The sequence below is a fragment of the uncultured Acetatifactor sp. genome, from assembly GCF_948601915.1.
Classification (GTDB): Bacteria; Bacillota; Clostridia; order Lachnospirales; family Lachnospiraceae; genus Acetatifactor.
This window is the reverse complement of sequence record NZ_CAPDXS010000095.1, coordinates 1-21,266: the sequence shown is the minus strand read 5'-3', so window position 1 is coordinate 21,266 and position 21,266 is coordinate 1. Positions and strand designations below refer to the sequence as shown.

The following is a 21,266-nucleotide window of genomic DNA, read 5'->3' as shown; positions in this document are numbered from 1 at the left end:
CCCCCCTCTCCCCCAGGCGGTGCCAATGCTGCGGGGCAGAGTTCACGCCCGGTTCAGCGGTGGCAAAGTATTGTAAGCCCTGCGCCAAGAAAATCCATATTCAACAGTGTTCGGAAAGCACACGGCACAGACGTGCCGCCGCCCGGAAAGCGGCATAGCAGATAGATTGTCCGCAAAGTCTGTCCGTCCGACCGTAATCATCAGGGACAATGTGTTCGAATGTGCCAACGGATGGGACATCGACCTGGACGACGGTTCCTCGAATTACCTGATTACGGGGAATCTGTGCCTTCGGGGCGGTATCAAGAACCGGGAGGGTGTCTACAGGAGCGTAGTCAACAATGTGATGCTGCACAACACCTTCCACCCCCATGTGTGGTTTGAGGACAGCCAGGATGTCTTCGAGAGGAACATTATTTTCAGGCAATATGCCGACATCGGCTTGAAGGGCTGGGGGGAATCCTTTGACCATAATCTTCTGTACGGAGAAGGAGACGGGCGGACTGCCGGGGAGCTGCGGGAGAAATCGGGCATGGACAGCCATTCCCTGTGCGCGGGCTTCCGGTTTCGCTGCGGCGAGGGGGAGGGCATTCGGATTTTGGAGGAGGACATTCTCGACCGCCTCGGCATTGAGCAGCTAAAGGTGCAGGACTGCGGCGTGACGGATCTGCGCCTGAAGGCGAAGGCGCCTTCCGTCTTCGATATGCTGCGGGAGGGCGGTACGGAGGGCCCTGTGGCTGAAACGTCGTGGGATGACGCCGGAATGCTGCTGAAGCCGCTTCGGGGCCTGGAGGAAATGTCCGCCACAGGGATGTATGAGGAAAAAGGGCTTCTGGTAATCAGGATTTCCGGGGAGAGCAAGTGGCGGAGACGGGGATTTCGGGAGCGGGACGTGATTCTGGAGGTGGACGGTCAGGAGGCGGGCAGCCCGGAGAGATGGGCGGAGCTCTCCTGCGCTGAGCCGGGAAGGGCAGTGGTGTGGAGAGAGCAGGGGCCCCGGATATTGTCCTGGAGCGATTAGGAGCCGGAAGGCGGCAATGGCAAAATCCACGGCTGCATATTGACTAACCCTTTCCTTTTTGGTACAATGGAACAAATGTTTGGAGCATTTGACAGGCCGGGTGTGTCGGGGGAAGAGATGGGAAAGTACGAATGGAAGAAGAGCATTCCAAGGGAATTTGAAGCGTTTCAGATATTTGAGGAGATTCAGAGGCCTGCCATGGAAGAGGAGCCTGCCATGGGAAAGGTGCATTCCATGGAAGAAGAGCATTCCATGGAAGAAGAGCATTCCATGGAAGAAGGGGCTGCCGTGGAAGAATGGATTTTCAGGGAAAACGGACAGCCAGGGAAAGGGGTGCTTCCCGGAGGGGAGCGGATTCCCCGGGGGAAAACCGCGCCGTTCCCAAAGCCTGTGCCCGATGTCATCCCGGAGGAAGCCCCATACTACGAGATTGAATATGACGCCTGCCCCATGCCCGGGGTGGGGAAGTTTGTCTTGCGGACCGACCGGAGCCAGGAATCGCAGGGGGAAGAGATTTCCGCGGGAGCGCGGGAAGCGGCCAGGGAGTCGGATCCCGTGCGGGAGCGCTTTAACCGGATGCGGGACATCGCCAGGGAGAGCAGGGTACTGGCCTTTGGCAATTCCAGATTCTATGACAAGAGGATCCAGCAGGAGAACTCCAGGCTCTTTTACCGGCAGGGCATGTTCATGAAGGACTTCGAGGACGACTGCGGGAGGGTTCTGCCCTACTCCGCTTATTTCCCCAATTACCAGATGATGGGGTACGGGCAATTGCGGACATACTTTACCTGGAGGACACAGGTGCGCCAGGGGAATATCCAGCAGACCTCTACATCATACGCTTTTTTGTATATATATGAACTGCTGAACAATATCGGCGTGGAAGGCCCTGAGGAAGGCCTGGAGAGGCTGATGCTTTTCTGGGATGCCTACCGGGTCTATGATGCGTCCTTAGACAAATATGCGGTAAAATGGCTGAAGGACTACCATATCTATTATGAACTTCCCAGGCCGTTCCGGGAGTTCATCGGGGAGAACGGGCTGCAGGCATATTATCCCAAACTTGCCGACCCGGAAGATAAGTTCGATTTATATTGTGCCATATCGAAGTACGACATCAGGAAATCCAATTTTTATACGGAAGAGAACAGGGCGCTGGTGCAGGACTGCTTCTATTTTACCATGGACAGGCTGCGCAAGGCTTTCAGCGGCTGCCATGCGGATCTGGAGGAATACATCTTCCAGCCCACCCGGAGCATGGCGGCATGGACGCCGTTTCAGGGGGCGCTGTTCTACCCGGCGGCAAGGCAGGCCGACAGGCGGGTGGTGCTGTCGGAGAAGGAGGTTTACCTGTGCAGCCAGAACCGCTGGACATTCAGCGCCATGATCACCACCGAGAGCGGGAAGCGGCTGCTGGGCTATTGTCTGAAGCAGATGGAGTCCGTCCTGCGGCGGCTGACGAAATATAAGCATAAGCTGACCGCCAATCCGGATGCCTTAAGCCCTGTGATGGCGGACGAGCTGCGAAAGGACGGGATATCCCTGGAGGAAACCGTCACGGCTGCGGTGGAGGAATTCTATAGGGAGGCCACGAAGACGGTGGTCAAGGTGGACAATGCTTCCCTGGAAAAAATCCGGCAGGAGGCATTGGCGACACAGGAGAGGCTGATAGTCCCGGAGGAGCCGCTGCTGCAATCCGCGGTTTTGTCCGGGAAAGCGGATTCCGGGCAGAGCAGCAGAGATGATGGGGAGATTTCCGGGAGAGAGCAGCCTGCCGAAATGGGGCAGCCTTCCGGAGCAGATAATAATCAGGCGCGGGAAAGAGAAAGCTTATATGGAGCAATGCCGGGAGAGAGAAATGAATTGTCTGGAAACGGAGGAGAAATATCTGAAACTGCGCAAGAATCTTCTGGAAATAGCGGGTCAGCGTCCCCCTGGGACAGCCTGAAAGAGGCGCTGTCGGAGACAGAGAGAAAGGCCTTGCGGCTGGTGGCGGAGGGGGAGACGAACTTGAAGCCTTTCGCTGACGGACAGGGTGTCATGCTGGAGGTGCTGATGGACGGCATCAACGAAAAGGCCATGGACTCCATCGGCGACAGCATCCTGGACGATGGATTTGAACTATACGACGACTACAGAGAGCAAGTAAAGGAGATGGTGGAATCCCTATGACAAAGCAGGTACCTACAAGAATAGCCAATATTCTGATCAATGCCTTAAAGGGCGGCGTGGTGCCCAGAGCGGGGCTGGAATATATTACGGTGGGCCGTACACAGGAAATCGCCGCGATCCTGCATGATATTGAGATGATTGAGGAGGGCGGCGCGTCTTTCCGCTTTATCGTGGGGAAATACGGCAGCGGGAAGAGCTTCCTGCTCCAGACGATTCGCAACTATGCCACAGCCAAAGGCTTTGCTGTGGTGGACGCGGACCTTTCGCCGGAGCGGAGATTTGCCGGGACCAAGGGACAGGGGCTGGCTACTTATAAGGAGCTGATCAAGAATCTGTCCACCAAGTCAAAGCCGGACGGAGGCGCGCTTCCGCTGATATTGGAGAAATGGATTTCCGGCATCCAGATGTCGGTCAGAACGCGGCTTCCTGCGGAAGAAATAGAAAATGTCCGGAGCCGGGAAAAGTCAGCCGCAGGAGACATGGCGGAGGCGGATTCTTCGGCAGAATTCGACAGAGAGGTGGAGCGGCAGATTTATGCCGTGGCAGGTTCCCTGGAGGGAATGGTGAACGGTTTCGAGTTCGCCAAAGCGGTGGTTCTCTATTGGAAAGCCTACAGGGAGGATGACGCGGCCCTGAAATCCAATGTGCTCAGGTGGTTTCGGGGAGAATATCCCACCCGAAAGGAAGCCAAGGCGGATTTGGGCATCAATTTCATCGTGACAGACGAGACATGGTACGATTTCCTGAAGATTTTTGCAGCCTTTCTGGTGGGGGCGGGATATAAGGGGATGCTGGTCATCATAGATGAGCTGGTCAATATCTTCAAGATACCAAATTCCATCACCAGGGCCAATAATTATGAAAAAATCCTCACCATGTACAATGATGTGCTTCAGGGAAAAGCCCGGCATATCGGTTTCCTCATGGGAGGCACGCCCCAGTGCATTGAGGACAAATATAAGGGTGTGTTTAGCTATGAGGCGCTGCGCTCCCGGCTGGCTGAGGGACATTTCGCCACAGCGGACGTAAAGGATCTGTCCGCCCCCATCATCCGGCTCCAGATGCTGACCCAGGAGGAAATGTACATCCTTGTGGAGAAGCTGCAGAACATTCATGCCCAGCTGTACAATTATACTCCGGCACTGGCTCAGGAGGATCTGGTATATTTTCTGACGGTAGAATATAACCGCGTGGGTGCCGAGACTCATATCACGCCCCGTGAGATTATCCGTGACTTTATCGAACTGATCAATATCCTGCACCAGAACCCCCAGAAGACTGTCTCGCAGATTCTCGGGGACAACAGCTTTGAGATGGCCAAGGGAGGGATTCCGGACGAAGAAATACAGGACGAATTCCGGGAATTTGAGATATAAATTTGAGATATAATTAGGATGTCTTGACCAAAGTCCCATTCATCTCTTGTGGGAAATGAAAGAAATGTCTTTCCGGACAACCTGGATGACAACGGACAATAATCGGACAAAAAGAGGTACATTATGGATTACACAACAGACGCAGTGCAGATAAAGCGGGTACAGGACAAGCTGGCCTGGATGGCTCAGCGGGAGGGCAGTCTGGTCCGTCTGGAGGAGCCGGCAGGTTCCGGGTGGACCGCAGAATTTGAAGCGAATCAGCATGTCAGTCTGCCTGCGGATTTTCGGGAGATCGTCAGCCGGACTGCCGTCGGCGGAACCCTGCCTGACGTATGCAATATCCGGTACTGGCGTCCCCTGTGGAACATGGAAATCGAGGATCGTGAGGCGTCCCTGGATGTGCCCTACCCTCCTGCGGAGGATTCGCGGGCTCTGCGCGGGGAGCTGACAGAACACGCGAATCCGTCCAAGCTGCCGGGGCAGATTCTGATTATGGGAGGCGATCATCTGGGCTGGTCCCTTGTCACTGCCGGGCCATGCACCGGGGAAATATGGACGATAGGGGACTTCGGAGTCCGCCGGGCCCCGGCATGCACCTTTGCCCAGTGGCTGGAGCTGGTGCTGGACGGCAACCTGGAGGCCTACCTGATCTGCTGCCTCACCGGAGAGGAGGGGCGGAGGGGCCGTTCCCGCCGCTTTCAGGATGTAATCGGGGCGGACTTCACCTGGCCCGAGGGAGCCAGTCCCGCCGAACAATGTGCCAGATGGCTGGAGGATAACCGTTTTGTCCACCAGGGGCCCAGTGACAGCTGGGCCGGATACCTCCTGGGCCAGCTGCGCCAGACCCTGGCCCTGCTGCCCCAGGAGAGGGATGAAAAGCTTTCCGCCCGTCGGGCCGCCCAGCAAAAGCCAGGCTGGCAGTGGGACAAGGAACGGGCGGCGGAGTGGGCCCGAGTCGGAGAATTGATTCAGGTCGTCCGGACTGCGGAGGAAAACGGGGAGATGTGGGGCTCCACCGATCCACAGGAAGAGGAACTGTTCCGGCGGGCGGCGGAGCTGGTTCACCTCAAGCGCTTTCAGGCCCGGGGCGAGGGCATCCGGGACCTGTCTTTCCTGAAGGGGCTGACCGGGCTCAAGGAGCTGGATTTGTGGGACAACGACATCGAGGATCTGGCCCCTCTGGCCACCCTCACCGGCCTGCGGGAGCTGTGGCTGCCTTACAACCTGATTTCCGACTTGTCCCCCCTGGCCGGGTTGGACAAACTGGTGCAGCTGAACGTCTACGGCAACCGCATTACCAGCCTGGAGCCCCTGCGGGGGATGACAGGCCTGAATCAGCTGAACCTGCGGGGCAATCCCCTGGAGCCGGGGACGCTGGCCTACCTGCGCAAGTGCAAGCGGCTGGGGATGCTGAACCTGAGCGGCACCGGCCTGGGGGACATCTCCGACCTGGAATTCTGCCGAGCCTGGAACCTGGACTTATATGAGAATCCGAATCTCACTGGCCTGGAGGTCATCTCGACCATGAAGCGGCTGAGCTGCCTCTGTCTGGACACCAATGTGGCCCGCCGGTACGACATCCCGGCCCTGGCCCCACAGCTCACCGAGCATGTGGAACTGGGCGGTATCTCTCTCTATGTATGGCCGGAGAAATATTTCTAGAACCGAAGGCAAAAGAATAAACTTACAGTAGTTCGCAGTTGGTGGCTGCCATTGATGCCTTGGAAGAGAAACATCTCTATGAGGAATTTGGCAGATTGTGGTCAGGATTCTTTTGATTAAGAATGGGCGCATTGTGCAGGACGGCAGCCATGACGACCTGGTTGCAGCTGAGGGCGAATACAAGACAGTGTATGAGACAGTGGTACCAATAGAATATATTTTATGGCATGGGGACTGCAAAATGGACGTATTCAACAGGCTTGCGCCTTTTATACAGGATTTTATCTATGAGAATAAATGGGAAGAGCTGCATGGCAACCAGGTGGCGGCCTGCCAGGTCATCTTCGACAGCGACGACAACCTGCTGCTGTCCTCCGGCACGGCTTCCGGCAAGACGGAAGCAGCCTTCCTTCCGGTGCTCACGCATCTTTATGAGAAGCCGTCCCGCTCCGTGGGGGCCATGTACATCTCCCCTCTGAAAGCGCTTATCAATGACCAGTTCAAGCGCCTGGAGCAGATGCTCTTAGACTCCAATATACCCGTCACCAAATGGCACGGGGATGCCTCCGTGGACAAAAAGGACAGGCTGATCAAGCATCCGGAGGGCATCCTGCAGATTACCCCGGAATCCCTGGAGAGCCTGATCACCAACAAGCGGGGGGCCTGCCTGAATATGTTCTGCGACCTGCGCTTCGTCATCATCGATGAGGTGCACTCTTTCATGCGGGACGAAAGGGGGCTGCAGCTTCTCTGCGTGCTGGAGCGGCTCAGGGCCCTCACCGGCGTAAATCCCCGCAGGATAGGCCTCTCCGCCACTCTGGGGGACATGTCCCTGGCCCAGGACTGGCTGAATACGGGCACAGGGCGGAAGTGCGCGGCTCCTGTGGCGGACGAGGGGAAGAAACGTGTCCGTCTGCACATCGAGCGTTTCGTGAACGTGTCGGACAAGCGGGATTTGGTGGAGCGGAACGGCAGCATGAATATCGTGGACAAGGATACCGGCGGCGACATGGGCGACAGAGAGCATTACGAGTACCTCTTCCGACAGACCCTGGACAAGAAGACCATCATCTTCGCCAACAGCCGGGAGGAAATCGAGTTCATCATGGCCAACCTGCGCGAAATAGCGCTGAAACATAAAGCGCCTGACGTATACCGCGTCCACCATGGCAATGTCTCCGCCCTGCTGCGGGAGACCACGGAGGACGAGATGAAGTCCGCCGATGAGAAAATCGTCACCGGGGCCACCGTGACTTTGGAGCTTGGCATCGACATCGGCTCCCTGGATCAGGCGGTGCAGATAGGCGCGCCCCTGAACGTATCCAGCTTCGCCCAGAGGCTGGGCCGCTGCGGACGGCGGGGGCAGGTGCCCCAGCTCCTGTTCACCTTCGTGGAGAGCATCAAAATCAATTCCTCCGACATCCTGGGCCCCATCAACTGGGAGTTCATCCGGACGATCGCCATCATCGAGCTGTACCTGAGGGACCACTGGATGGAGCCCATCCCGCCCAGGCACCATCCCTATAACCTGCTGTACCACCAGACCATGAGCATCCTGAAGAGCAATGGGGAGATGTCCCCCGCCGGGCTGGCCCAGGCGGTCTTGAGCCTGGGGGCGTTCCGGAAGATTTCCCAGGAGGACTATAAGAAGCTTCTGCTGTACCTGATCCACATCGAGCAGCTGGAGCGCTCCGAGCATGACGGCCTGCTGATCGGCCGGGCCGGGGAGAAGGAAGTGAACAGCCACAAGTTCCTGACAGTGTTCCTGGCCCCGGAGTACCTGCTGGTGAAGGAGGAGAACCGGACGATCGGCACCGTGGACAAGACCTATCCCGTGGGCACCCGCTTCGCTTTGGCAGGCATGTCCTGGGAGACAGTGGACATCAATGTGAAGTCCAAGGTGCTGTTCGTGAAACGGGTGCCCGGCATCTCCGTGGTGGACTGGGACAGGGATTTCGAGGCGGAGCTCCACACGGTGCTGGTTCGCAAGGTGCGCAGCGTCCTGGAGCGGGACGACCCGTATCCTTATTTAAGCGACCGCTGCCAGGAGCGCCTTTTGGAAATCCAGTACATCGCCCGGAACAGCGGCATCCTGGAGAATCTGGTGACGGAGCTGTCCAAACAGAAGTTCGCCATATTCCCCTGGGTGGGGACCAGGCAGCTGGTGACGCTGCACTATGCGCTGCTCCAGCGTAAGATCAAGAGCAAGATTCCCTGGAGCACCTGCCTGTACCTGGAGGTGGTCTTTGACGGGAGCAAAGAGGAGCTGGCGGGCATCATCAGCGACATCCTGCATTCCGACCTGGACCTCTACAGCCTGCCCCTGCCGGACAAGATTCAGATCAACGGGAAGTACAATGAATTCATCCCCCTGGAGCTGCTGCGGAAGCAGTTCATTGAGGATTATCTGGATTTTGACGGGCTGAAACGGGACATGATACAAAATTTTGATGGAAAATGCAAATAATAGCATATTGATTTTTGGAGGTACTTTGTATATAATATCCAAAACAGCGGAAAGTAAATTCTGTGAACTTTTAGGAGCGGCGCGGTATCCGGATTCGGAAAGGGAAGAATGTATGCTGTCTGCGGAAAGGGTTGGATATTTATATGGAAGAAAAATGTTCCAGAGAGGCAAAGAACTCCGGGAAAGTATTCAAAGAGGCAAAGGGCATCTTCCTGCCGGGAAAGTCCGCCGTGCCGAATGTGCTGGCGGCTTTCCGTCTTGATTTCTCGTATTCTGGCGGCCAGGTGGAGCTCACCGTGGCGGCTCATACTTTTTACCGTATTTATCTGAATGGGGATTTCCTGGGCATGGGGCCGGCTCCCGCGCCTTTTGGGCGGCTGAAGGCAGACCGCTATGACCTGACCGGGAGGCTGGCCCGGACAGGAAGGGGGTTCAGGGAAGAAGGGCTTTCCCGGGATGGCTCTCCCGGAGCGGAGATTCCTCCCCGGGAGATTCGGCTGGCCGTGGAGGTCATGGGTTATGTGCCCCGGGAGTTCAATTATTCCACCCATGAAAACTCCGTGTTCTTCGGAGAGCTTACCGTGGACGGAAGAGTGGTGGCGGCAACGGGGCAGGACAGCTGGAGATGCGGCCTTCTGCCCTACAGGGATTTCCATGCGGAGGCCATGTCCCACGGGCGCAGGTATCCGGTGGAGCTGTATGCCCTGCGGGAAGGATACGCGGACTGGCGCACAGGGGAGATTCCGCAGGAGACAGGTTTCGAGGTGGTGGCGGAAGCGCTGGAGGAGACCTGGAAGGACGGGGGCAGGAGGGAAGACTCCAAAATCTCTGAAGATTCCACAGGGCGCATCATCCAGGAGCGCCGCGTGGCGATGCCGGACATGGGGAAGGTACCGGATGTCTCCTTGCTGGGTGTGTTCAGCGTGGAACCCGGTTCTTTCGACGGGCCTGCCAGGAACTGGTGGGAGACGGACGCATATCTGGCCTGCTGCGGAGGCACGGATATCAGACGGCCCTCTTTGGACAGGGCGGGCTGCATAGACAGGGCTTTCGCCGGGATCCTGCGGGAGTACGAAGACGGCGCGGGGACGAAAGGATATGAAGTGTGCCCGAAAGGAAGCGGCTCCGGGCCGGAGGCCGCCACAGCCCTGGAATTTGCCCTGGGGGATGCGGAGACCGGCCTGATCGGACTGACATTGGAGACGGAAGGCCCTGCCACGGTGGACATCATCTGGAACGATTTCCTGGACGAGACGGCCCAGGTGCCGGTGAAGGCGGACAGCACGAACCGCATCATACGCCTGGAATCGGCGGGAGGACGCATCTCCTTTGAATCCATGGAGCCCCATTTCCTGAAATATATCAAGGTTGTCGTGCAGACGGACAAAATATTCCGATTGGCCGATATCTATGTGAGGCGCTACCGCTTCCCGGAGGCCCTGGGCAGGGCGCAGTTCCTCTGCAGCGATATGGAGCTGAACCGCATCTATGAGGCTTCGAAGCGCACCCTCCTCACCAATACCCTGGCATTCTTCCTGGACTCTCCGGAACGGGAGCGGGGCGGCTGGGCCGGGGACAGCTACTGGACGGGAAGGGCCGCCGCCATGCTCCTGGGGGATACTACGGTGGAGCGTTCTATGTTGTACGATTTCCTGGCGGCCGATTATGCCCGGATGCTGCCCGGCACTTTCCCATGCTGCTGTTGCGGCGGGGAGAAGAACGACCCTGAGCTGATGTATACCTGGAGCCTTTTCGTGCTCCTGGAGCTGACGGATTATTATAGAAGGACCGGGGACGAGGTTCTGAAGCGGGATTTCGCCGCCAGGGTGGAAAGTTTCATGGAGGCCTCCCGGAGCCTGATGAACGAGCTGGGTGTGCTGGAGAATATCCCGGGCTCCGTCTTCATCGACTGGTCCGCGTCCAACAACCGGGCCAACACGGAGGCAGTCTGCACAGCGGCCAATGGCCTCTACGCAATGGTGGCCCAGCGGCTGGGGGAGATGTACGGCGTGGAGGCCTATGGGGAGGAAGCGGCACGGATCCGCAGGGTCTTCCGGGAGGCTTATGGGAGAGTAAAGGAGAGCAAGTACGACCTCTTTACCATGTACCCTTTCCTGGCCGATTCCATGACAGTGGAGGACGGGGCTCTGGTGGGGAACGGAGTCTACAGCGAAGCGGCCCAGTATTACTGCTTCTGGACGGGGCTGCTGCGGCGGGAGGACGCACCCGACCTCTGGAAGGCGCTGGTGGAGCAGTTCGGCCCTATGCCGGAGAGATACCGGGGAACCATGCAGTTGTCCGTGGGGAACTGCGGCGTATTCTTCGGCCACATGATGCGCTTCGAGCTTCTGGCCAGGTTCGGGGAGACGGCGCTTTTGGAGAGGGAGATGAAGCGTCTGTGCTGCTATATGACGGCACATGACCCGGGGACGTTCTGGGAGACCCTGGGCGGCACGGACAGCCGCAACCATGGCTTCGGAGCCCACTATGGTGTGGTGGTGATGCGGGATTTCCTGGGAATGGACATCCCCGACTGCCGGAAAAAGACCCTGCGGTTCGCACCGGGCCGGGGGAGCCTGCGCTGGGCAAAGGGCCGGATCGGCCTGGAGGACGGGCAGTTTACGGCTTTCTGGCACAGGGATATGGAGGGGCTCCGCCTGTCCGTGTCCGCGCCGGAGGGATATCGTATCCTGGTGGAGCTGCCCGGGGAATTCTGCGGCGGGAAGCTTACGGTGAACGGGAAGGAAGAGGAATTCCGGCGGACGCTGGAGTGCGGGAATAGGGCGGATGTCCGGGTGGAGGCCGGGAAGGGGCTGGCGATGCCTGGATGACCGCAATCCTGAGCATTCCAAAGAAGATTGTAGTGGACGGAGATAAGGAAAAAGAAGACGAAGCAATAGGCTCTCGGAATTTCAGAAGGTAAAATCAGGCATTGTGGCAGGACGGCATCTGGAAAAGTGGAGGAATCGTTCCCGAGGAATTCTGGAAAGCCGCGTGATATGTGGTCTGGAGATTCCGAGAGGATATAGCAATCATAAGGAGGAAAAAAGGATGGACATGGCACAACGAGACAGAAAGGACATCTTCCGCGTCATGGATGAGGACATCTTAAAAGCCGGGAAGGAGGACGTCCGGACCAGGAGGTTCCTGCTTCCGAAACGGATTCTCTGGATGAAGGGGCATGTGGAGAACAGCGACACCCTGCTGGAGAACCGTGAGATGCAGATCTCCCTGGCAGCCCACAGGCCCTGTATCCTGAAGAATGAGGGGCAGGCGCAGGAAAAGGCTTCTATCCTGCTGGATTACGGCGTGGAAATCCATGGCGGCATCCGGCTCCTGGCCTGGATGGACAGCACGGGCAGGGGGGCGAAGGTGCGGATTCGCTTTGGAGAGTCCGCCGCCGAGGCCATGAGCGAGCCGGGCGGGGAAACCAATGCCACCAACGATCATGCCAGGAGGGACATGACCGTGGAAGTGGGCATGATGAGCATGAACCAGATTGGGGAGAGCGGCTTCCGCTTTGTGCGCATCGACCTGGAGGAGCCGGAGGCCATCATCGCCCTGAAGACCGTCTGGGCTGTTTTGATTTACAAGGATGTCCCATACCGGGGAAGCTTTGCCTGCAGCGATGGGCTGCTCAACCGCATCTGGGACGTGGGGGCGTATACCGTGCACCTGAACATGCAGGAATACATATGGGACGGCATCAAAAGGGACAGGCTGGTCTGGGTGGGCGACATGCATCCGGAGGTCACCACAATCAAGGCCGTGTTCGGCGAGGATTCCTCTGTGGATGACAGCCTTGACTTCATCCGGAAGGAGACGCCTCTGCCCGGCTGGATGAACGGTATGGCAAGCTATTCCATGTGGTATTCCATCATTACCTGGGACTGGTATCAGTACACGGGGAAGAAGGAATTCCTGGAAAAGCAGCGGGAATATCTGAAAGGATTATCGGAGCAGCTCTCCGCCCATATCGACGAAAAGGGACAGGATACGGTGAAAGAGGGGCGTTTCCTGGACTGGCCCTCCGAGGGGAAGCTTGGCATCGTGGACGCGGGGGTACAGGCGCTGCATATCTGGGCCGCCGGAAGCCTGGAGAAGATCTTCACCGTCCTGGGGGAGGAGGCCCTGGCGGGGAAATGCAGGGAGGACATTGAGCGGCTGAAAGGCTTCGAGACAGACTATGAGGATTCCAAACAGGCGGCGGCCCTTTCGGTGATGATGGGCCAGAAGGGGGCGGCGGAAGTGAACGAGGCTCTGCTGAAGCAGGGCGGCGCTAAGGGCATGTCCACCTTCATGGGATATTATATCCTGACGGCCAGGGCCATGGCCGGGGATTATCAGGGCTGCCTGGACTGCATCCGGGACTACTGGGGCGGCATGCTCCAGTTAGGGGCGACTACCTTCTGGGAGGATTTCGATGTGGACTGGATGGAGAACGCCGCCAGGATTGACGAACTGCCTCAGGCGGCTGCGGAAGCGGGGCAATCCGCGGAAGGAGAGCAATCCAGGGTGGACGTCCATGGGACTTACGGCGGATTCTGCTACCAGGGCTACCGCCACAGCCTGTGCCACGGCTGGGCCAGCGGCGCCACGCCATGGCTTTCCGAGAACGTGCTGGGCGTGCGGATTCTGGAGCCGGGCTGCCGGAAGGTCAAGATAGAGCCCCATCTGGGGGATCTGGAATGGGCGAAAGGAACCTACCCCACCCCTTACGGCGAGATTTCCGTCTCCCATGTAAGGCAATCAGACGGTACAATTGCGACAGAGGTGGACGCGCCGAAGGAAGTGGAGATCTGCAGCTAAGCCAGGGGATGGCTGAGGGGTGGATCTGCGGTGCTGCGGCTGGCTGCTGTTCCGGAGGACGGCCCCGGACAGCCGCAAGCTCCCGGACGTTCATGTAGGATGGTGCGTCTGGCTGCATGGGAGCCCGGGAATATTTGGAAAGTATATGGAAATCCAAGGAGAGAGGCTTATGGATTTAAGCGAAAGACAGAAACTATTTGAAAATCCCACAGCGGAGTACCGGGGAAAGCCCTTCTGGTCCTGGAACGGCAGGCTGGAGGAGGCGGAGCTGTGCCGCCAGATAGACATCATCAAGGAAATGGGCTTCGGCGGCTATTTCATGCACTCCCGCACCGGACTGGAGACGGAGTACCTGGGGGAGGAATGGTTCGAGCTGACCAACAAATGTGCGGATTATGGGCATAAGGCGGGGATGGAGTCCTGGCTCTACGATGAGGACCGCTGGCCCTCGGGAAGCGCCGGGGGCATGGTGACGAAGGAAGAGCAGTATAGGGCCATGTTCCTGGAGATGAACTGTCTGACGGAGGATGCCTGGAGGGCCTGGCGGCCGGATGAGGATGCGGTGGCCGTGTTCGTCTGCAAAATGGAACAGGAGCCTTCCATGGAAAAGGGGCAGCCTGGCGGCTGCGGCGGAATCTTCTCCGGAAAGCGGCTGCTTCGGACAGGGGACGCCCTGGAGGAAGGGGAGACGGCCATAGAGTTCCGTACCCGCTATTCCGTGTGCAATGACAATTACAACGGTTACTGCTATGTGAACACCATGCACAGGGAGGCCATAGAGAAATACATCGAACTGACCCATGAGAAATACAGAGAAAAATGCGGTGACAGGTTCGGAAAGGAGATTTCGGGCATCTTCACGGACGAGCCACACAGGGGCGGTGTGTTCACGAATTTCGCGGAAGGGGAGCCGAACGCCGTCCCCTATACGCCGGATCTGTTCCCGGAATTCGAGAAGCGTTTCGGCTACAGCCTGAAGGAGAACCTGCCGGAGCTGTTCCTGCGCCGAAGCCGGGGTGAGATGTCCAAGGTCACCAGGGATTATTTCGAGCTGTGCCAGGAGCTCTTCCTCGAGCGCTTTGCCATCCCCGTTCAGAACTGGTGCAGGGAGAACGGCCTGATCTTCACCGGCCATGTGCTCCATGAGGATTCCCTGTGCTGCCAGGCCATCATGCAGGGTTCCCTCATGCGCTTCTATGAGTACATGGACTATCCCGGCATCGACATCCTCAGCGAGGACAACAGATGCTACTGGGTGGCCAAACAGATTTCCTCCGTGGCCAGGCAGTTGGACAAGGAGTGGGTCCTGTCCGAGCTCTACGGATGTACAGGCTGGCAGATGGATTTCGAGTCCTACAAGAATGTAGGCGACTGGCAGGCGCTGTTCGGCGTGAACTTGAGATGCCCCCATCTGTCCTGGTACACCATGAAGGGGGAGGCGAAGCGGGATTATCCTGCCAGCATGCTGCATCAGTCCTGCTGGTATCGGGACTATCATTATGTGGAGGACTATTTCTCCAGAATCCATGCCGCGCTCCATGACGGAAAGCCGGTCTGTGATTTGCTGGTGCTGAACCCCATCGAGAGCGTGTGGGCAAGGGCCTACAGCGGCTCCTTTGACGGGCTCTTGGGCGTGGATCCGGAAATCATCCGCCTGGAGCGGCAGTACGCCGAGCTGTTCCATATCCTTTCCGGCAATCAGATCGACTTCGACTACGGCGAGGAGGACATCATGTCCCGCCACGGGAAGGTGGAGGAGGGCATCCTGTATGTGGGAAGCTGCGCCTACCGCAAGGTCCTGGTGGCAGGCATGGACACCATGCGCTCCGGCACCCTGGCGCTTCTGGAGGAATTCGCGGCCCGGGGCGGGGAGGTCATCTTCGCCGGTGAGGTTCCGGGATTCGTGGATGTGATTCCATCGGATAAGGTACGCCTGCTTGCGGACAGATGCAGGAGGGTGGCTTTTGAGGAGGAGGCAGTGGCCCGGGCGGCGGGGAGCGGCATGGAAGTCCGGATAACGCCAGGAGATTCCGGCGGGAGAGGAAAAGACGCGGCAGCCCTTGGGGATATCTTCGTGCAGTCCTTTGAGGTGGACGGCGGCCGTATGGTGATGCTTCTGAACGTGAACCGGGAGAGGGATTACAAGGATGTCGCCATAGACCTGGGCCAGGGTGAGCATCTGGAGCTCTGGGATGCCAGAAGCGGCAGGATTACCAGGCCGCCATACCGGGTGTCGGAGGGCAGGATACAGCTGACGATGGATCTGGAGAAGGGCGGGGAGCGCATATTCCTCATTGCCCGGGCGCGGCGGGAGCTGCCGGAGATGGAGGCATTTATCGGCAGCGAGCCTGTGGAGCTGCCGGATACCTTCCGCTACCGGCTTTCCGAGCCGAATATCTGCGTGCTGGACATGGTCTCCGTCACGGACGGCAGGGGCAACGAAATCCCCCGGATGGAAGTGCTGAAAGCAGACCGGGCCCTGCGGGACATACTGGGCATCCCTTACCGGGGCGGCGAGATGCTGCAGCCCTGGTATCAGGTGAAATATAAGGGCGGGAACACGAGGCTGCTGGATACAATCTCTCTTCGATATGATATTGAAATCGCGGAGGTTCCCGGGGATGTGCGGCTTGCGGTGGAGGATTTGACGCATATCCGACAGATTCTTGTAAACGGGAAGGAGATTCCCCTGACCAGCAGGGGGAAATGGATTGACATATGCTTTGACGAGCTGGAGATTCCGGCTCAGATTCTGGAGAAGGGCCACAATACCGTCACCATCGCCATGGATTATTACAGCACATGCGGCATAGAGGCGGTCTACCTGCTGGGGGATTTCGGCGTGGAAATCCAGGATGCTGCTTCCGGGGACAGGAATTCTGGCGGAGGAGCTTCCGCGGACGGAGCATGGGCCGGGAATACCGCCGGAAGACCTGTGGAAGGAGCTTCTGCGGATGCTGTCCCCAGCGGCAGCCGCGTGATTCTTACAGGGCTACCGGAAAGGCTGGCAGTCGGAGACATCACTGGCCAGGGACTGCCTTTCTACTCCGGAAGCGTAATCTATGAGCTGGATGGGACGGCAGCCGGGGAAGAGGCAAAGCACTGCCGCGTAAGCGTAAAGGCCTCCGGCTTCGGTGGGGCGCTGATCAAGCTCCACGGAGACGGCGAAGGGACGATTGCGTTCCCGCCCTATCGGGCCGAGGCAGAGAACCTGCGCAGTATCGAGGTGGTGCTGACCAGGCGCAACACCTTCGGCCCCCTGCACCAGTGCCCGAAGGAAGCACCGTCCTACGGCCCGGGGAATTTCATGACGACAGGCGAAGGATGGAGCGATGTGCATATGCTCTATCCCCAGGGGCTGTTAGAGAAGCCGGAGGTCAGGAGAGGGTAGAGGGGCACCATAGCGATTTTCCCCAAAACCCGGCATGATTATCGAAGACATACTGAAGATATGCTGCTGGATTTCGGGGAAAATCCTGTTGTAAAATGCGAGGCGTTGCCTTATAATAAAAGAAATAATAGCTTTATCTCTATATTTTTTCCTATAGGAAAGCGCATGCTATTACCTATAGGGAGGGCGATGGAAGCGATGAAACGTAAAAAAGGCCTTAGTGAAAACATGCTTGTGGATGGCGAGGAGGTAGATGCGATGCCAGCTATTGAATTAGTGGAACACGAAAGAACAGCTTATGTAAAGGGCATGGAAGACTACTTGCGGGAGCTGAAATTGATGCCGAACAATGAAGCGGTCAGGAAATCCCGGGAAATCCTGGAGAAATGCCATATCATACGTGAAGATGGCGAATTCTCGGAAAGGTACAGCAATCTTGGGAAATATGTCCAGCACAGGAGATGATATATGTATAGCAATTTGCCGAATTTGGTTCTTGGTTTTCATGGCTGTGATTTAGACACATACAAGAATGTATTGTATAAGCACAATAAGCTGAGGGCAAGCCATAATTCATATGATTGGTTGGGGAGCGGAATCTACTTTTGGGAGAACAGCTTGGATAGGGCTGAAGAGTGGGCGGCTTCATACTGTAGTAGATATAATAAGAAGCATCCTGACGAAAAGCCAAAAGAGCCAGCAGCTATAGGAGCAGTCATAAGCTTGGGGCATTGTCTGGACTTGGCTGATTATGGCAGTGCTTCTATTCTTAAGACGGGATACGAGATTTTAAAATTTGAATTCTCTTTGTTGGGAAAATCTTTAAATAAAGATCTTCTGTTAAGAGAATTGGATTGTGCCGTCATTGAAAGGATACATCAGTACAACAGGGAGAATGACGAAAGGCCTTACGATGGTATCCGAGGAGTGTTCATCGAAGGAAATCCTGTTTACGAAAACTCAGGAATCATGGAAAAGACACATGCCCAGCTGTGCATCATCAATCCGAACTGTATCAAAGGCTATTTTAGTCCAATGCTGCCCGATAGTGAATGGAATATGGTCTGAACCAAATCTGTCAATCCTAATATCCTTTTTCATCATAAAAACACAGACATTATGGAAAATAATATCAACCGCGCAGCTGCGAAGGCGTCATCCCTGTAGCCTGCTTGAATTTTCTGCGGAAGCTGGACGTGTTCACATAGCCCACAGCCAGGCTGATGTCATCGATAGACATGTCCGTGTTGAGCAGCAGCTCCTTCGCCTTCCCCAAGCGCAGATTCCATACATAATCCGAAAAATTCTCTCCCATTTCCTTTTTGAACAGATAGCTCATATAAGCGATGCTCACATGGAAATTGTCTGCCAGGTAAGAGATGGAGAAATCTGCCGAAGAGAAATTCTCATCCACCAGCTGCTCGATTTGTGCGGCATTGATCAGCTGATTCTCCGCCTCTGACACGAAGAGAGCCAGGAGCTGTCCGATATGGGACTGGATTTCCTGCTTCTTTTCCTGGTAGGGGAAGCTGCGGCAGAAATACAGGGCCTCAAAATAGGTATCACGGTAATCCTTAAATTTGACATTCATCTGGTTCATGGCGTTTATGAGGGCCGTCAGAATATCTATGAGCACGCAGCGCACGAAAAAGTCGGGCAGCGTATTCTCCGTGGAAAAGGAGCCGTCCAGCAGAGCGGAGAGCTGCTGGATTCCGGATTCAGCCCTCTTGAAATCGTGATCCTTCAGGGCCTGAGCCAGCCCATCCAACAGCTCATAGGGATATGTGAGGACATGCTCCCCCGGCAGGGTGGAATCCATGGCGCCAAAAGATGCCACTTTCCTATGGCTCCATTCCCTGCTGGCAAGCATGGCGTTTTCATAGAGGGAGGGAATGTCCATGGGCGAGGAGGAGCCATTGCTCAAAGCGGACAGATACTCCCTTTCCTCACAGTAATTCTCTAGTAGGGCAAGCAGCGCCTCCTCTTTGCGCTGCTCCATCCCCGGATAGCTTAGCAGGAACATGGCGGTATCGCGGTCATATTCCAGCATGAGGCAGGAACTTTTTTCCGGCAGAGCGTCTTTCAGGAACAGCGCAATTTCCTGAAACTGCACGCCGGAATCCGCCGGAAGCAGCTCGGGAGAGATTCTCATGCGGAGCGCGAAAATCAGATTGTCCGGCTCCATAGTGAAGAATGGATCTATGCGGTCAAAGGCCCCCATCTGTCCGATGCTTTCCGCTGCGACGACCTGCCTATCCGCCACGATGGAGTCGAGTATGGATTTCTGCATGGAAAGCCGATATTTTTCTATTTTATTCTGTAGGTTCTTATTTTCCGCGGCAGCATCGGAAAAGGCCAAATCCAGCTGCTCCAGGTAGCTTTGATTGAAGGCAGGATTCTTTATGATTTTCCTGGTGAGTCTGCTGAGCGGCAGATAAGTTCTCCTCATAGCGAAAAGCACTATGAGCATACCGGCGACACCTAAGAGGAACAGAATCAGGTAGGTGCGGGAGAGGATTGCATTGATTCTGTCCATGATAGCTTTGTCGGAAATCATGGCGACCATCTTGAAGCCGCTGTAGAGGCCGGAACTGACCTGCAGGGAGGTCTGGGAGTCCAGATGGCAGACTTCCGTATCATCCTGGATTGCGGAGAGGTGAGGGGCCAAAAGAGAGCTGTACACACCGACAGCGATTTGGTTGTCAGACCCCACCAATGCAATGGAGATGATTTCCTCCGACAGGATGCCCTTCAACATGTTGGACACGCTTATTTCATTTATGAGATAGAAGAGCGTATACCCCATGCCTTTATCATGGTAAGGGTAATAGATTAAATAGGAAGCATTCTCCCCTTTGACGGAGATGAGCTGGTTCGTGATGGAATCCTGATACTCGTCGGGATTGAATACAGTATAGCTCTTGTCATCAAATATATGGAAGACACCATCGGTATATTTCACATACTTCCCTGTCGAATAGAGTTTATCACGGACTGCGTCGTAATAAACGATACCCTGAATCATGTCATTGGCAATGGCATACGAATTGATTTCCTGGGAGGCGACATACTGTTTCCAGGGATTGTCTGTATGCCTTGACAATGCGAGATTGATGTTGTTGGCCAGCGAACTGTTGATTTGACTGACAGTGGCTAGTCCATTGGAGAACTGAGTTTTGATGTGGGACAGCTGCTGATTGGCCTGCTGGTTCAGCATGTCGAGATAGGATCTTGACAGCTGGATGCGCACAATAAAAAGAAAGCTTACCAGAAGGAAGCTCAATAGGATGAAATAGGATAAAAAATAATGGATCAGGGTACGATGCGTCCGATGGATAGAATTAAACACTTTTTTCATAAAATGCCTCCTAAAACTGCTAATATTATACAACATTTTAATAGAATCTGCAACCCAAGGGAATTTCATTGTGGAATATAAATGAAGGTACATTTTTTGTATGGCCCTTTTGAATAATGTATTCTGGCGGATGCGAGTTGGTAAAAAATGGTGTCTAATATATTTCTGGCCTGCGAGTGATCACAAGGACATTCATTTAAAATAATGTAAAAAATATGTGTCTTGCATTTTTCTATAGTGATATTCCATAATAAAAACAGGTTTCGCAAGAGTGGCGCCTCTCGTAAATCTAAAAAATATATTTCATAAGGAGGTATTTATGAAGATTAAGAAAGTAGCTGCACTATTGATGGCCACAGTGATGGCGATGTCGCTTATGGTTGGCTGCGGATCCAATGATGGCCGGGACAGCGGAAGTCAGAGCAACGAGAGCAAGACCCAGGAGAGCGAGTCTAAGGCAGAAGAATCCAAGACGAAAGAAGCCGCTGGCGGTCCTATTACATTCCCCCTTGCCGAGACGATAGAGTTCACCGCTTTCTCAGGCATGAACCAGTCCTATTCTCTACAGGATAATCTGGCGATGCAGGAGGCTATGTCCAGAGCCAACATCAATATTACATTTGACAGTGTCCTGGCCGCAGACCAGGGAGAGAAGATGAACCTGATACTGGCTTCCGGCGAATATCCTGATATGCTCTTCAAGTCTGGCATCAGGATGGGCGACCTGACCAAGTATGGCGGACAGGGTATCCTGATTCCTCTGGAGGATCTGATTCATGAGTATATGCCGAATCTGACGGCAAAGTTGGATGAGCTTGACGGCTGGCAGTATCTGACCTCTCCCGATGGACATATATATTCTGTTCCTCAGATTTCAAACCGCGGTGAAATCAACCTGTTCTGGCTGAACAAGAGATGGCTCGACAACCTGGGGCTGCATGAGCCAAAGAGCATGGATGAGCTTTACCAAGTATTGAAAAGATCGGAAGAGCACACGTCTGAACTCCAGT

11 protein-coding genes are annotated in these 21,266 nt (G+C 55.8%); 10 read left to right on the top strand and 1 reads right to left on the bottom strand.

Translation table 11 applies throughout. The features are described from left to right. Positions 1-166: 166 nt before the first annotated feature. The 10 genes from Q2B33_RS15860 (at position 167) to Q2B33_RS15815 (ending at position 17,966) form a co-directional block, all read left to right on the top strand. Positions 167-1,021 (top strand): hypothetical protein, encoded by an 855-nt coding sequence (locus Q2B33_RS15860; RefSeq protein ID WP_300784834.1) that lies wholly within the window; start codon positions 167-169, stop codon positions 1,019-1,021. 66 nt (positions 1,022-1,087) lie between these two features. Then, entirely contained in the window at positions 1,088-3,193 is a 2,106-nt protein-coding gene (locus Q2B33_RS15855) for a TerB N-terminal domain-containing protein (protein ID WP_300898385.1), read from the top strand. After that, positions 3,190-4,569, top strand: coding sequence for an ATP-binding protein (locus tag Q2B33_RS15850; protein ID WP_251208111.1), 1,380 nt, complete (start codon positions 3,190-3,192; stop codon positions 4,567-4,569). The genes Q2B33_RS15855 and Q2B33_RS15850 overlap by 4 nt, the downstream gene beginning before the upstream one ends. Positions 4,570-4,692: 123 nt before the next feature. After that, a complete protein-coding gene (locus Q2B33_RS15845) occupies positions 4,693-6,231 on the top strand; it encodes a leucine-rich repeat domain-containing protein (protein ID WP_300566071.1) in 1,539 nt (512 codons plus the stop codon). A gap of 97 nt (positions 6,232-6,328) precedes the next feature. Continuing rightward, the gene (locus Q2B33_RS15840) at positions 6,329-8,698 is read left to right on the top strand and encodes a DEAD/DEAH box helicase (protein WP_300566073.1); all 2,370 of its coding nucleotides are present in this window, start codon (positions 6,329-6,331) and stop codon (positions 8,696-8,698) included. A 143-nt stretch (positions 8,699-8,841) separates the two neighbouring features. After that, positions 8,842-11,529, top strand: a complete 2,688-nt coding sequence (locus Q2B33_RS15835; RefSeq protein WP_300566075.1) for a hypothetical protein — start codon at positions 8,842-8,844, stop codon at positions 11,527-11,529. 226 nt (positions 11,530-11,755) lie between these two features. Continuing rightward, entirely contained in the window at positions 11,756-13,507 is a 1,752-nt protein-coding gene (locus tag Q2B33_RS15830) for an alpha-L-rhamnosidase C-terminal domain-containing protein (protein ID WP_300566077.1), read from the top strand. A gap of 169 nt (positions 13,508-13,676) precedes the next feature. Further along, entirely contained in the window at positions 13,677-16,898 is a 3,222-nt protein-coding gene (locus Q2B33_RS15825) for a hypothetical protein (RefSeq protein ID WP_300566079.1), read from the top strand. A gap of 60 nt (positions 16,899-16,958) precedes the next feature. Then, positions 16,959-17,363, top strand: coding sequence for a hypothetical protein (locus Q2B33_RS15820; RefSeq protein ID WP_300566080.1), 405 nt, complete (start codon positions 16,959-16,961; stop codon positions 17,361-17,363). A 3-nt stretch (positions 17,364-17,366) separates the two neighbouring features. Continuing rightward, complete coding sequence (locus tag Q2B33_RS15815; RefSeq protein ID WP_300566082.1) at positions 17,367-17,966, top strand: hypothetical protein; 600 nt, start codon at positions 17,367-17,369, stop codon at positions 17,964-17,966. 64 nt (positions 17,967-18,030) lie between these two features. On the opposite strand, the gene Q2B33_RS15810 is transcribed toward Q2B33_RS15815, so the two are convergent. Next, the gene (locus Q2B33_RS15810) at positions 18,031-20,256 is read right to left on the bottom strand and encodes an AraC family transcriptional regulator (RefSeq protein WP_300566084.1); all 2,226 of its coding nucleotides are present in this window, start codon (positions 20,254-20,256) and stop codon (positions 18,031-18,033) included. Positions 20,257-21,266: the final 1,010 nt, after the last annotated feature.

Excerpts from the sequence above, each read along its gene's own strand:
- Q2B33_RS15855 (WP_300898385.1), top strand. The coding sequence starts at position 1,088 with ATGGAACAAATGTTTGGAGCATTTGACAGGCCGGGTGTGTCGGGGGAA.
- Q2B33_RS15850 (WP_251208111.1), top strand. The coding sequence starts at position 3,190 with ATGACAAAGCAGGTACCTACAAGAATAGCCAATATTCTGATCAATGCC.
- Q2B33_RS15845 (WP_300566071.1), top strand. The coding sequence starts at position 4,693 with ATGGATTACACAACAGACGCAGTGCAGATAAAGCGGGTACAGGACAAG.
- Q2B33_RS15835 (WP_300566075.1), top strand. The coding sequence starts at position 8,842 with ATGGAAGAAAAATGTTCCAGAGAGGCAAAGAACTCCGGGAAAGTATTC.
- Q2B33_RS15830 (WP_300566077.1), top strand. The coding sequence starts at position 11,756 with ATGGCACAACGAGACAGAAAGGACATCTTCCGCGTCATGGATGAGGAC.
- Q2B33_RS15825 (WP_300566079.1), top strand. The coding sequence starts at position 13,677 with ATGGATTTAAGCGAAAGACAGAAACTATTTGAAAATCCCACAGCGGAG.
- Q2B33_RS15820 (WP_300566080.1), top strand. The coding sequence starts at position 16,959 with ATGCTGCTGGATTTCGGGGAAAATCCTGTTGTAAAATGCGAGGCGTTG.
- Q2B33_RS15815 (WP_300566082.1), top strand. The coding sequence starts at position 17,367 with ATGTATAGCAATTTGCCGAATTTGGTTCTTGGTTTTCATGGCTGTGAT.
- Q2B33_RS15810 (WP_300566084.1), bottom strand. The coding sequence starts at position 20,256 with ATGAAAAAAGTGTTTAATTCTATCCATCGGACGCATCGTACCCTGATC.